Source organism: Draconibacterium sp. (assembly GCF_041583095.1).
GTDB lineage: Bacteria > Bacteroidota > Bacteroidia > Bacteroidales > Prolixibacteraceae > Draconibacterium.
The window spans coordinates 1-13,529 of record NZ_JBFHGM010000131.1; the positions used below are offsets into that span (position 1 = coordinate 1).

General features: G+C 42.4%; 15 protein-coding genes. 11 read left to right on the forward strand and 4 right to left on the reverse strand.

The window, feature by feature from the left end; genetic code table 11:
• Positions 1-381 precede the first annotated feature (381 nt).
• The 11 genes from ABZB17_RS12980 to ABZB17_RS13030 all read left to right on the forward strand — a co-directional run bounded on the left by ABZB17_RS12980 (position 382) and on the right by ABZB17_RS13030 (position 9,090).
• The gene (locus ABZB17_RS12980; RefSeq protein ID WP_045026749.1) at positions 382-726 is read left to right on the forward strand and encodes a hypothetical protein; all 345 of its coding nucleotides are present in this window, start codon (positions 382-384) and stop codon (positions 724-726) included.
• Positions 726-1,136, forward strand: a complete 411-nt coding sequence (locus ABZB17_RS12985) for an ATP-binding protein (RefSeq protein ID WP_372650775.1) — start codon at positions 726-728, stop codon at positions 1,134-1,136. Before ABZB17_RS12980 ends, ABZB17_RS12985 begins: the two co-directional genes overlap by 1 nt.
• A gap of 3 nt (positions 1,137-1,139) precedes the next feature.
• Entirely contained in the window at positions 1,140-2,507 is a 1,368-nt protein-coding gene (locus ABZB17_RS12990; RefSeq protein WP_372650776.1) for a [Fe-Fe] hydrogenase large subunit C-terminal domain-containing protein, read from the forward strand.
• Positions 2,494-2,826, forward strand: coding sequence for a DRTGG domain-containing protein (locus ABZB17_RS12995; protein ID WP_319269495.1), 333 nt, complete (start codon positions 2,494-2,496; stop codon positions 2,824-2,826). The genes ABZB17_RS12990 and ABZB17_RS12995 overlap by 14 nt, the downstream gene beginning before the upstream one ends.
• Before the next feature lie 4 nt (positions 2,827-2,830).
• On the forward strand, positions 2,831-3,571 hold the full coding sequence (locus ABZB17_RS13000) for a PHP domain-containing protein (RefSeq protein WP_372650777.1): 741 nt from the start codon (positions 2,831-2,833) through the stop codon (positions 3,569-3,571).
• Positions 3,568-4,116, forward strand: a complete 549-nt coding sequence (locus ABZB17_RS13005; RefSeq protein ID WP_372650778.1) for an ATP-binding protein — start codon at positions 3,568-3,570, stop codon at positions 4,114-4,116. The genes ABZB17_RS13000 and ABZB17_RS13005 overlap by 4 nt, the downstream gene beginning before the upstream one ends.
• Before the next feature lie 19 nt (positions 4,117-4,135).
• A complete protein-coding gene (locus ABZB17_RS13010) occupies positions 4,136-4,531 on the forward strand; it encodes a ferredoxin (protein ID WP_372650779.1) in 396 nt (131 codons plus the stop codon).
• Positions 4,532-4,548: 17 nt separating this feature from the next.
• Complete coding sequence (locus ABZB17_RS13015) at positions 4,549-6,342, forward strand: NADH-ubiquinone oxidoreductase-F iron-sulfur binding region domain-containing protein (protein ID WP_372650780.1); 1,794 nt, start codon at positions 4,549-4,551, stop codon at positions 6,340-6,342.
• Positions 6,343-6,359: 17 nt separating this feature from the next.
• Positions 6,360-8,111: an NADH-dependent [FeFe] hydrogenase, group A6 gene (locus tag ABZB17_RS13020; RefSeq protein ID WP_372650781.1), complete on the forward strand. Its 1,752-nt coding sequence runs from the start codon at positions 6,360-6,362 to the stop codon at positions 8,109-8,111.
• A gap of 57 nt (positions 8,112-8,168) precedes the next feature.
• Positions 8,169-8,534 (forward strand): four helix bundle protein, encoded by a 366-nt coding sequence (locus ABZB17_RS13025; protein ID WP_319501197.1) that lies wholly within the window; start codon positions 8,169-8,171, stop codon positions 8,532-8,534.
• 73 nt (positions 8,535-8,607) lie between these two features.
• Positions 8,608-9,090, forward strand: a complete 483-nt coding sequence (locus ABZB17_RS13030; RefSeq protein WP_045026765.1) for an NAD(P)H-dependent oxidoreductase subunit E — start codon at positions 8,608-8,610, stop codon at positions 9,088-9,090.
• Positions 9,091-9,168: 78 nt separating this feature from the next.
• Here the strand turns inward: ABZB17_RS13030 and ABZB17_RS13035 are convergent, their stop codons facing one another.
• The 4 genes from ABZB17_RS13035 to ABZB17_RS13050 all read right to left on the reverse strand — a co-directional run.
• The gene (locus tag ABZB17_RS13035) at positions 9,169-9,948 is read right to left on the reverse strand and encodes an alpha/beta fold hydrolase (RefSeq protein WP_372650782.1); all 780 of its coding nucleotides are present in this window, start codon (positions 9,946-9,948) and stop codon (positions 9,169-9,171) included.
• A 103-nt stretch (positions 9,949-10,051) separates the two neighbouring features.
• The gene (locus ABZB17_RS13040) at positions 10,052-10,825 is read right to left on the reverse strand and encodes an NIPSNAP family protein (RefSeq protein ID WP_372650783.1); all 774 of its coding nucleotides are present in this window, start codon (positions 10,823-10,825) and stop codon (positions 10,052-10,054) included.
• 33 nt (positions 10,826-10,858) lie between these two features.
• A complete protein-coding gene (locus ABZB17_RS13045) occupies positions 10,859-12,016 on the reverse strand; it encodes an aldo/keto reductase (RefSeq protein WP_372650784.1) in 1,158 nt (385 codons plus the stop codon).
• Positions 12,017-12,202: 186 nt separating this feature from the next.
• Positions 12,203-13,529: alpha/beta hydrolase family protein (locus tag ABZB17_RS13050; RefSeq protein WP_372650785.1), on the reverse strand; the 1,327-nt coding region annotated here is incomplete at its 5' end.

Consider the following 13,529-nt stretch of genomic DNA (forward strand, 5'->3'; position numbering starts at 1 on the left):
AATTTTTCGTGTGCGGCATTACACATTTGGTAAACTCCTTCTGTGTCGCGGTAAAAAATCGGTATCGGCAGTGCATCAATAATTTTCTGATGAATGGCCGGGTCTTCAATATTGCCGGTCAGAAATGATTCTTTATCGTAAATCATGTTTCTTTTTTTCAGGTTTTACCACAGAAAAATACACATTTTACAAGGCATATAAAACCACAGGCACTTTATATTTTGGCGAATTGTTTAAAAACAGATTTTTGGAAATCGATTCATCAGAAATAGAGACGAATAGGGCTTGTTTTTATTCATTATAAATTCGGCATAACTTGACTTGTAACAGTGAAAAAAATATTGGTAGAATTATCTTTGTGCCAAGTTTTAAACGAACCAAGTGAAGTTATCTGAGATTATTGATTTGACCAACGCAAAAGTGGTTGCCGGAGATGCCGAAAAAGACCGCGAATTGCTGAGAGCTTTTAGCTCCGATCTGATGAGCGATGTGTTAACGCTGGATACGGAGCACATACTTTTAATTACAGGACTGACCAATTTACAAATTGTTCGTACAGCCGAAATGGCCGACATTGAAGTGGTGTTGCTGGCACGCAACAAAACTGCCACCCCCGAAATGATCGAGCTGGCCAACGAAACCGGTCTTGTTCTGCTGGAAACACCCTTTTCAATTTATCGCGCGAGCGGCTTGCTGTTTCAAAACGGTTTAGACCCGGTTTATTAATGAAATTGGAATTTGACATAGCGAGTGGCGATTTTAGTAAGGCAGGAAGAGCTTCGAGCCGAATTAAAAAAATGCTGAAACAATTGCAGGTTGATCCGAAAGTGATCAAACGAATTGTGGTGGCTATATACGAAGCTGAGGTAAATGTTGTTGCTCACTCTGTTGGAGGGAAAATGCTGGCTGAAATCGACGGAACAGGAATTACAGTAATCGTGCAGGATAACGGCCCCGGTATTGAAGATATTGAAAAAGCAATGCAGGAAGGCTATTCAACCGCATCAAAAGCCGTGCGAAATATGGGTTTTGGGGCAGGAATGGGATTGCCGAATATTAACCGAAACACCGATGAATTTAAGATTGAAAGCGAGTTAGGAGTGGGGACAGTTTTAACTTTCAGAAATAATTTTTAAGAGATGAAGGTTGTTGAAAAATATCATGCCATAACAGTTGACACGGATAAATGTACGGGCTGCACGCACTGCATGAAATCCTGTCCAACCGAGGCAATCCGGATACGTGGGGGAGTAGCAAAAATAAATGCTGATCGTTGTGTGGATTGTGGAAACTGCCTGCGGGCATGTCCGGTTGATGCTTTTTATGTGGAGCAGGATAGTTTAGAGCAACTGAATAAATACAAATACCGGGTGGTGCTTTTCCCGTCGGTAATGATTGGGCAGTTTCCCGAGATTTATTCCGAAGGGAAAATTTACGAAGCATTACTGAAACTCGGATTCACGCATATTTTTGAGGTGGAGCAACCCATCGGCTTGCTGATTGATGAGATAAAGCAGGAAGTTCAAAAATCGCCCCGTAAGCCAATGATATCATCGTTTTGCCCTGCTATTGTAAGGTTGATACAATCGCGCTACCCTTCGCTGGTTGATAACATTGTTCCGGTAAAAGCACCTCACGATTTGGCAGCTTGCCATGCCATTGAGCTCTTGGCCAAACAAGGCGTTAAACGCGAAGAAATAGGCACTTTTTATGTGTCGCCCTGTTCGGCAAAAATGGCGGCAGTAAAACGTCCTTTGGGCGAAGAGGTGTCGGCAGTTGATGGCCTCATAAAAATGAGTGATTTATACAATCACATCATGCGGGTAATCGAAAAAGAAGAAAAAACGGATACGGCTCCCTTGCGCAAAAACCTTACGCTCGACGGTATTTTGTGGAGTCTTCCGCGTGGCGAAGCAAGGCACTTTAAACGAAATTCGATGGCGGTTGACGGCATACACAATGTGGTGAAAATTCTGGAACGCATGGAAAACGACGAGGTTCCGGTGCTCGATTTTCTGGAACTGAAATCATGCCACCAGGGATGCGCCGGCGGAATTTTGCTTACCGGCAACCGGTTCTTAACTGTTGAGCGATTACAAAAACGTTCAAAACGTTATCCGCATGCTTCGTCCATCGATGTTTCGGCGGTAAGTTGTCTGGGGATAAAAAATAAAATGAAAGCGGATCCGATTGAACCTAGTTATGTTTTTGCACTCGATCCCGACCGGCTGAAAGCATTGGAGAAAATGCAGAAAGTAGATCGTATTTTATGCCAGCTGCCGGGAATTGACTGCGGAAGTTGCGGTGCGCCCAACTGCCACGCACTGGCCGAAGATATGGTGCAGGGACAAGCAAAAATGACCGATTGCATTTTCTTGCAAAACAGATATTTAAACGAGAAAAAAATAAACATCGAAAAAGCGACAAAGAACCTGGAAAAAGCCTGGGGGAAAAATCGTTTTGACGCTGACTGTAACAGAAGAGGAGGTAGAAATGAAGGTTTCTGAACTGGTTGAAAAATTTGGATTAAAAGTTTTTTCCGGCGAATCCGGATTAGAGAATGAAATTTCCGGCGGGTATGTTTCCGATTTGTTGAGCGATGTAATGGGAAATGCGCAGGAAGGGCAGGTGTGGATAACACTGCAAACGCACCAAAACGTAATGGCCATTGCCTCATTAAAAGAACTGGCAGCGGTAATTCTGGTGAAGGGTTTTGAACCCGAAGAAGATACTCTCGAACGTAGTAACGAAGAAGGAATTCCTGTGCTGGGAACCGACAAAGCTACTTTTGAAATGGCAGGTAATTTATACATTACTTTAACGTAATCCGATGCAAAAATTCAGGGCCGACCTACATATTCATACCGTACTTTCGCCCTGTGCCGACCTGGAAATGGCTCCGCGTAAAATTGTGGAGCAAGCCCGGGAGGCAGGATTACATATTATTGGAATCACCGATCATAATTCAACCTTAAATGCTAAAGTAATTCGCGATTTGGCCCGCGAAAAAGGAATTCTGGCACTTACCGGTGCCGAAGTTACTACCAAAGAAGAAGTGCACTGCCTTGCATTTTTCGAAAACGATGAAACCCTTGATAAGTTTCAGCAGTATTTGGAGCAGAACATTACCCGTATCCCAAATCCCGACGGCCACTTTGGTTATCAGCCGGTTGTTGACGAAAACGAAGAGGTGTTGGAGCTGGTCCCGTATTACCTTACTTCGGCGTTGAAGAAAGGTATTTCATCGGTTCAAAAGTACGTGTACGAGTTAGGCGGTATTTTTATTCCGGCACATGTTAACCGCCCCCTAAACGGACTGTTTAGCCACCTGGGTTTTGTTCCAAAAGATCTTGAATTTGACGCCATGGGAATTACCGGAAAAACCAGCGAAAAGCATGTTCGAAAACATTATGAATTAGATGATAAAATTTCGTTAATTTATAATTCAGATGCTCATTTTTTAGAACAGATTGGCACCCGGTATTCAGTCTTTAATATTCAGGAATTATCATTTTGGGAAGTAAAAAAGGCTCTGAATCAGCAAGATAAGAGATTTGTTGAAATAGTATGAAAACACTGTCCGATCATATCCTGGATATTGTGCAGAACTCCGTAAGCGCAAAAGCGACATTGATTGAAATCATAGTTGAGGAGGATAAAATAGCAGATCTTTATTCATTAATAATCAGAGACAACGGCTGCGGAATGAGCAAAGAAACGCTGGCCAAAGCCATTAATCCGTTCTTTACATCGCGAACTACCCGAAAAGTGGGTTTAGGCATTCCGCTATTAAAGCATAATGCCGAGGCTGCAGGGGGCAGTTTTTCCCTCGAATCGGAGCTAAATGTGGGCACCGTTTTAACAGCCCGTTTTCAACTATCGAATATCGATCGGCCGCCGTTGGGAGATATTTGGGAAACCTTGTACCTGATGTTTTTAAGTTACACCGTTGGAAATTTGGTATATCACCACAAAACAGAAAAGGGCGGGTTCCAGCTAAGTTCTGATGAGTTGAAAGAAGTGCTTGGTGATGTTTCGTATCAGCAAAAGGAAATACGCGAAGGGATATTGGAACTGATAAAAACGAATTTGGAAGAAATAGAAGTAACGAAATAACAATAAATAAAATAGCGATATGACTAAAATTAAATCATTGGCTGATCTTCGGAGGATGAAAGAAGAAGCACAGTCGAAAATCAAACTCAGGGAAAATAGTACTAACCCTGACCAGGTGGTGCAAGTAAAAGTGGGTATGGCCACATGTGGTATTGCATCGGGTGCAAAAGAAACCATGAAATATTTTGTGGAAGAACTGGAACAGGAAGCTATTGATGCGGTTGTTACTCAAACCGGTTGCATGGGCTACTGTTATGCTGAACCAACTGTTGAAGTAAAACTGCCAGGAAAAGAACCGCTGGTTTACGGACATGTTGACAAAGAAAAGGTTCACGAAATAATTGATAAATACATAAAACGCGGCGAACTGGTTGACGGAATCATTCCGGTAAGTTTTAAAACCATTGACGACTAATTACTAAACCTTTAACTATGACTGATTATAAAATGCATCTTTTAATTTGTGGCGGTACCGGGTGTAAAGCTTCGGAAAGCGACGAAATTAAAAACAGGCTAAACCAATTGATTGGTGACCTTGGACTCGCAGATGAAGTTCAGGTGGTGCTGACCGGTTGTTTTGGTTTCTGCGAAAAAGGCCCCATTATAAAAGTATTACCCGACAACACGTTTTATGTGCAGGTTACGCCAAACGATGTGGTTGAAATTGTAGAGGAGCACATTGTAAAAGGGCGTCCTGTAAAACGTTTATTATATACCGACCCAAACAGCGCTGAGCAGATCAGCGATTCAAAAGGCATGGATTTCTACAAAAAACAAATCCGTATTGCCTTAAAGAACTGTGGTTTTATCAACCCTGAAAATATTGACGAATACATTGCCCGCGATGGTTACCAGGCTTTGGGAAAATGTTTATCTGAACTGACACCTGAAGAGGTAATAAAAGAGGTGAAGGATTCTGGCTTGAGGGGCCGCGGTGGTGGTGGTTTCCCTACAGGATTAAAGTGGGAAATCACAAAAAATGTAGAAAACGACCAGAAATATGTGGTATGTAATGCCGACGAGGGCGACCCTGGTGCGTTTATGGATCGCTCGATTCTGGAAGGCGATCCGCACTCGGTGCTGGAGGCAATGGCCATTTGCGGTTATTGTATTGGTGCCGACAAAGGGCTGGTTTATATCCGTGCCGAATATCCGCTGGCAATTCAGCGTTTAAAAATTGCCATTAAACAAGCCGAAGAGTATGGTTTGATTGGTGATGATATTTTAGGAACAGGCTTCAATTTTCATATCGAATTACGTTATGGTGCCGGAGCTTTTGTTTGCGGCGAAGAAACTGCGCTGATTCACTCCATGGAAGGTTTGCGTGGCGAACCAACTTTTAAACCACCGTTCCCATCGGTTTCCGGATACATGGGAAAACCTACCAACGTAAACAACGTGGAGACTTTTGCAAACATTCCGGTAATTCTGAATAAAGGTGCCGAATGGTTCAGTAAAATTGGCACCGAAAAATCGAAAGGAACAAAAGTGTTTGCCCTGGCCGGGAAGATCAACAATGTAGGTTTAATTGAAGTGCCAATGGGAACAACATTACGCGAAGTGATTTATGATATTGGCGGTGGTATTAAGGACGGAAAAGAGTTTAAAGCCGTTCAAACCGGTGGTCCGTCGGGAGGATGTTTAACGAAAGATTCGCTGGATATTCCAATCGATTACGACAACCTTCTGGCATCGGGGTCAATGATGGGATCAGGCGGAATGATCGTAATGGACGAGAACGATTGTATGGTTTCCATTGCGAAATTCTATTTGGATTTTACGTTGGAAGAGTCGTGCGGAAAATGTACACCATGCCGTGTTGGAAACAAACGTCTTTACGAGCTGCTGGATAAAATTACCCAGGGAAAAGGAGAAGAACAGGATATTGAGAAGTTGAAAGATTTGAGTGTGGTTATTAAAGATACGGCACTTTGTGGTTTGGGACAGACTTCGCCTAACCCGGTGCTTTCAACCATAAATAATTTCGAAAACGAATATATGGCTCACGTACACGACGGTAAATGTCCGGCGGGTCAATGTAAATCGCTTTTGCGTTACGACATTGTTGAAGATCTGTGTACCGGTTGTACACTTTGTTTCCGCAATTGCCCGGTAGGAGCTATTTCCGGCGAGCGCCGTGCACCACATTTTATTGATCAGACATTGTGCATCAAGTGTGGCGTGTGTTTCGAAAAATGTAAATTCAATGCAATAACCCTAACCTAATCAGAAACCTGGAAATTATGGATATAGTAAATCTTACAATAGATAATAAACCGGTTGTGGTAAAATCAGGAACCACAATTCTGGAAGCGGCATCGGGTGTTGGGATGCATATTCCTACGCTGTGCCACATGAAACTTGAAGACCTGAATATTGAAAACAAACCGGGGGGCTGCCGTATTTGTGTAGTAGAGGTGGAAGGAAGAAGAAACCTGGCACCGGCTTGTTGCACCGATGTGAGTGAAGGAATGAAGATTAACACGCACTCGATGCGGGTGATAAATGCGCGCAGAACAGTAATGGAGTTGATTCTTTCCGATCATCCTTTTGATTGTTTGATCTGCGCCAAATCGGGCAACTGCGATTTGCAGGATATGGCTCATAATCTCGGAATTCGCGAAATTCATTATAAAGGTGAGCAGTCAACTTACCGCGAAGATACTTCGCCGGCAATTATTCGCGAGGTAGACAAATGTATTATGTGCCGCCGTTGCGAAACCATGTGTAACGAAGTACAAACCGTTGGTGTTTTGTCGGCCATCAATCGTGGTTTCGAATCGGTTGTTTCACCCGCTTTCGAAATGAACCTCGACCATTCGGTATGTACGTATTGTGGTCAGTGTGTGGCTGTTTGCCCGACCGGAGCATTAACCGAAGTTGACGAGACCGGAAAAGTAATTCGTGCACTTTCCGATCCTACAAAAACGGTGATTGTTCAAACAGCTCCTGCAGTGCGTGCTGCGTTGGGCGAGGAGTTTGGAATGGAAGCCGGATCGTTGGTAACCGGAAAACTGGTAGCTGCTTTGCGCCGTTTGGGTTTCGATCATGTTTTTGATACCGACTTTGCTGCTGACCTTACTATTATGGAAGAAGGAACTGAGTTGCTGAATCGTTTGGGAAAACATTTGGCAGGCGATAAGGATGTAAAACTTCCTATTCTTACTTCATGCTGTCCGGCGTGGGTGAAATTCTTCGAACACCAATTCCCGGAAATGAAAGATATTCCTTCAACTGCACGATCGCCACAGCAAATGTTTGGTGCTATTGCCAAAACCTATTTTGCCGATCAGTTGGGAATTAAACGCGAAGATCTGGTTGTGGTTTCGATTATGCCATGCGTGGCTAAAAAATACGAGTGTGGTCGCGATGAGTTTAAAACCAATGACAACCCGGATGTTGATCACGCAATTACTACACGTGAGTTGGCAGCATTGATCAAACTTTCGAATATTGATTTTGCTGCTCTTCCGAACGAGGACTTTGATAATCCGCTTGGTGAATCAACCGGAGCCGGAGTAATCTTCGGAACAACCGGTGGTGTTATCGAGGCAGCAGTTCGTACGGCGTATGAAGTACATACCAAAAAGGAATTACCAAAATTAGATTTTGATGAACTGCGTGGTATGGAAGGAATTCGCGAAGCGACTATCGATTTTGACGGATTGCCAATAAAAATTGGTATCGCTCACGGTTTGGGTAACGCACGTAAACTGCTGGAAGATATTCAGGCAGGAAACAGCGAGTTCCACGCCATTGAAATTATGAGCTGTCCCGGTGGATGTATCGGTGGTGGTGGACAACCTTATCACCATGGCGATGCGAGCATTTTGAAAAAACGACAAGCAGCCCTGTATCAGGAAGACAAGAATAAAACGCTGCGGAAATCGCACGAGAATCCACATATTATTGAGTTGTACGAAAAGTTCCTGGGTGAGCCGATGAGCGAAAAAGCGCATCATCTGTTGCATACCAAGTATTTCGACAGGACTTAGTGGTCATTGGTCATTGGCCATTTGTCAATAGTCATTAGGATTTAAAAGGTGGTTATTATGAAGTTAGAAGATTTAGTTGTTTATAAGTTGGCAATGGAAATTGGAGAAGAAGTATTTGCTATTGTTGATAAATGGGAAAGCTTTGATAAATGGACAACCGGAAAGCAGTTAGTGGAAGCAGCTGACTCTATGGCTTCGAATATCTCAGAAGGATTCGGGAGATACTTTTTTAAAGAGAATAAGCAGTTTCAGTATTATTCCAGAGGATCTCAAAGTGAGACACGAACCTGGCTACAAAAAGCCAGAAACAGAGACCTGATTGATGAGGTGACTCATCTTCATTTAATGTCAAAATTGGACGAACTTGGAAAGAGACACAATAGTTACATTAAATCTATTGGGAGCAGCAACAGTGACCAGTAACAAATGACTAGTGACCGTCTGTTGAAGAATTGATTTTTTTATTATTTAGAATTAACGAGTTAAACAAATAATCATGCCAAAAATTAAATTAGCAGAGAATACAGTACAACTCATAAAAGATATTTGTAAGGAGTTTGAAAATAAGGAAAGCGAACTGATAAATGTACTTCACCAGGTGCAAAGTAAATTGGGTTATTTGCCGGCAGAGGTGCAGGAGGTAATCGCAAAAGAGCTTAAAACATCGGTGGCAAAAGTGTACGGTGTTGTTACTTTTTACAGCTTTTTTACAATGATTCCGCAGGGCGAGAATCCAATCTCAATTTGTATGGGAACGGCCTGTTATGTTCGTGGTGCCGAGCAGGTACTTAACGAATTCAAACGTCAGCTTAAAGTGGAAGTGGGTGAGTCGACCGAAGACGGTAAATTCTCCATTAACTGCCTGCGCTGTGTGGGAGCCTGTGGTTTGGCTCCGGTGGTAACCGTTGGCGAAAAAGTGTACGGCAGGGTAGCGCCAACTGATGTGAAAAAGATTATCGCCGAATATAAGAACCACTAGGCGGTGGTATAAAATATTGTTCTGATGAAATTTTCCCTCCGTATTTTACGGGGGGATTTTTTTATAAGAAGTTTGAAATTAAGACGAGATACTTTTAATAAACTGAATACTTCGTTCGTTAAAAATATCGGGCTGATCGATATTGCAAACGTGACCGCTGTTTTTAATAATCTCCAGTTTTGAGTTAAAGTGTTTTTTCACCAGGTTCGATACGGTTGGCAAAAACATATGATCGCGGTCGCCCATCAGATACAATACAGGAGCCGATGCTTCTTTAATCAAAAATTCCTGCAAATTGTCTTTGATTTCTGTTGACATGCGCAGCCATTTCTTAAATTCTTTTTCACCCAAACGAATAGCTTCTTTAATAAACAACTTTCTCGATTCAATATCTTTTTTATACGGAATCAAAATCCATGCATTAATCCGGTATAACCACATGTAAGGGAAAATTGTTTGCAGCAATTTGGCTACCGTAACCAGGGCGTTGATACGCGAGTTAAACTGAACTACAGCACCTCCTAAAATAATTGATTCTGCCCGGCCCGGAGCCAGTTTGTCCATGGCGCGAATAACAATACAACCCAGCGAAATGCCTACCAGATGTGCTTTCTCAATCTTCAGGTGATCCATTGTTTTGATCACATCCAGTGCAATTTCGTCGAAAGCATAAATCTCTGCCTGGGTGTATTCTTTTTTCGATTTGCCATGCCCGCGGAGGTCTACCAAAAGCACATTAAAATGCTTTTTGAATTCGCGCAGTTGCCTAAACCACACAACATTACTTCCCCCGGCGCCGTGTACAAACACCACCCAGGTAAGCGAACTTTTATGTGGAAACACTTTGTTGTAAAGCATGCTGCAAAAGTAAAATTATTTCAATATAACAGCAAGCCAGGTTTTTGGTTGGCTACAACAGCTTCTTATTTTTAAGGATTATTAAGAGTCGCTTAGCATTAAATTAAAAATCGGAATAAGCGGTTGGATGGCACAACCAGTTGTCGATGTGCGAAACTGTATTGGCATAAGCTTTGTCGTTTTTTAACTCCTCCCATTTTGGATCGGTCCTGAATGCCTGCCAAAGTTTTTCATTCGTCTCGATGTTTTTAAACGAAGTCATGTAAATAAGATTAGGCATATTTGCTCCGGCCAAAACTTCGCCAAAAAACACAGCGTTAAAACCAAGGTCTTTAAATATTGCAAGCTCTCCACCTTCGTTAAACATTTCAACTTTCTTTTGGTAAAGTTTTTCGGTGGCCCCTTCATAACTTCTTATCTGAAAAATCTGTTCCTGTTTAGGCGTGTCGAAAGCCGGCTTGTGATAGACTGGCATATCCGAAAATGCTCTTAAAAGAATAGTCTCAACGCGTGTAAATGGAGGATTGTCGTGTGCTGCATTTATGTAAGCGGCACTTTCTGAATTTAACTCAAAGCGATTGAGTTGATCTTCTATCTTCTCAATTTCGCTCAGATTGTTTAAAGGAATGAAAACAAATATTTTTTTGCCGTAATCCGGATCGGTTTTAATGGGTTTAAAAACACCAACGTGTTCGATTCCTGCCTTGTGGGCCGCCTGAATGAAAGTGCTTTTCAGGTAATTGTCAATTCGTTCTTCCTGACCGGGATTGTCTAAACTATATACTTTTATTTGATAATAGTTGCCGGCAAGAAGTTGCGAAAAAGAAAACAGTGCAATTAGAAAAACTGCGATTGAAAGAATTGGTCTAGATTTCATTTTTAACGGTTTTTGGTTTATCGTACTAAGATATTAATTTTTAGCTAATTTGTATTCAGGTTTATACAAAGCCCGATGAGTTTCGGCAAGTAATTCTTTTAGCGGAATATGATCAGGAATTTTTGAAGTATCAATTTTGTTCAAATTTGCTTGGGTGGGTAATTCTCCCGGAAACCAGTGACTTTTCTCTTGAAAGGTTTTGTAGCGGTATTTGGCAAAATCGATCATATCATACGATTTCCAAAGCCGGCGTAAACGCAGTACCTCTGGTATGTTAATCCCCGACGGATCGTTCTGCATATCAAAACCCTCATAAACAGCATACGGATCATCGAATAAAAAGCTATCCAGTTTAAGTTTTGTTTCGTAATCAGCCTTGCTCCATGGCGATGTGGTGGGGAAAATTCCTTTCATTTCCTCAAAATGTTCTTTTTCGGTTATGCCGAACGAAAGGGTGTGGATGGCCGGATTATTTAAACAAAACCGCGCATTCCACTGAATTGGTGTAAGCGGATAAGTGGCGTCTTTTACCTTGGCCGGCGCATTAAACAGCTGGCCGCCTTTATCGTTTGGCGAGATAATGAAAACGCCCATATCGTTCATTTCGGCCATTTGCACCGCTGCCAGGTTCCGCTGGTTAAAATAATAGTAGTGCAGGTTCACAAAATCGAACAAACCGGTTTCAATGGCGCGCACAATAACCTCCACCGGGGCGTGTGTACTAAAACCAACGTGTTGTATTATGCCTTCTTCTTTTAATTTCAGCAGCGCTTCAATCGCTCCGCCTCTTTTGCAACTTTGTTCCAGCAATTCGGGGGTGTTTATTCCGTGCCAGCCATAAAAATCGAAGTAATCGGTTTGCAAATCACGCAACTGGTTTTCAACCATTTCGTAGGTGGCATCAGCTGTCATCGGGTTTCCTTTGGTCATTAAATGGTAAGAAGTACGCGGAATGGATAATTCTTCATTCAGAACTTTACCATAAACAGTTTCGCTTTTTTTGTAGCCCCAGGCTGTTTCAATGTGGTTGATGCCCGCATCGAATGCCAGTTGAACCGTATTCAAACATTCTTCCAATGTATCTTCAGGAATTTCTCGTCGCGGATCGTCCCAGCCATGCTTAAAACGCATACCGCCCAGTGTTATCGTACTCAGGTACTTTTCGGTTTTCCCAAAACGTCGGTATTGCATTCCCTCTTTTTTATTCAGAATTTTTTTGGCATAACAAAGCATCATTTTTCATCTATGATCGACAAAGGTAGGCTTTTATATCATCTTCGAAATTGAAAGTGCTTGAAGAAAATGTTAAGCCATATTTGAAATAAAAAGCCCGGAATAGCTTTTAACAATTCCGGGCCTTCTATTCACCTTGGTGATCTACTTCTTATTTTTTACATATTTTTCCAGCCATTGATCCTGCTCCCAAAGCATGTGTAAAATTGATTCGCGAGCTGAATAGCCGTGGCTTTCTTTTGGTAACATCACCAGTCGAACAGGTGCACCCAATCCTTTTAAAGCATTAAAATAGCGCTCACTTTGCATCGGATAAGTTCCTGAGTTGTTATCGGCAACTCCGTGAATAAGCAAGAGAGGCGTTTTCATTTTATCGGAATGCATAAACGGACTCATGGTGTAATAGACTTCCGGAGCTTCCCAATAAGTTCTTTCTTCGCTTTGAAATCCGAAGGGAGTAAGCGTACGGTTGTAGGCACCGCTTCGGGCAATTCCGGCAGCAAAAAGATCGGAATGAGACAACAAGTTGGCAGTCATAAAAGCGCCGTATGAGTGGCCGCCAACAGCAACACGGTCACGGTCGATGTATCCCAATTCGTCAACCGCATCGATGGCTGCTTTTGCGTTTGCCACCAATTGTTCGTGGAAACTGTCGTTGGGCTCATTATCGCCTTCTCCAACGATTGGAAACGCAGCATCGTCGAGAATTGCATACCCACGGGTTACCCAAAAAATAATCGATCCGTACGACGGGTAGGTAAATGTATGTGGCGAAGAAGTTACCTGACCTGCAGTTGATTTGTCTTTATACTCGCGCGGATAAGCCCACATTATCATCGGAAGCTTTTCTTTTTTGTCCATGTCGTAACCGGCAGGCAGATATAAAGTTCCCGATAAGTCCAAACCATCTTCACGTTTGTAGTTGATAATCTCTTTGTGAATGTCGGCAATACTCTGGTAAGGATTTTTAAAGAAAGTTACCTGCTGTGGCGCAATACGTTTTTTTATGTTCCGGATGTAGTAATTCGGATATTGAGTGCTGGTTTCAACACGAGTTAAAAGAACACCTTTGTCGGCATCAATAACACGAATAATATTCTCAAGAGTTGTTTCTCCATCAGCACGCCATAACCGTTCTGTTTCTTTTGTTTTCAGGTCAAAGGCATCGAAAAACGGACGCATCCCTTCCGGAGAATAACCACGCCCGGTTAAATACAATGTGTTTTTGTCCATTTCGAGCGTGTACGTTCCCAACTCGTTCTTGGAGGTAACAAATGATCCGGGATCGTTATAACGGTCATTTGTATTGCGGTCGAAAAGAACAACTGGTTCAACTGACGCATCGCCCGGGCTGAATAGATATGTTTTTTCGTTACGGGTATTCCACCACTCGTCGGTGGCAATTGCAACAGCATCATTTCCCCAGATAATTCTGCCAAAACGCTGTTGAGTTTTTAAAATGGATTTTGGT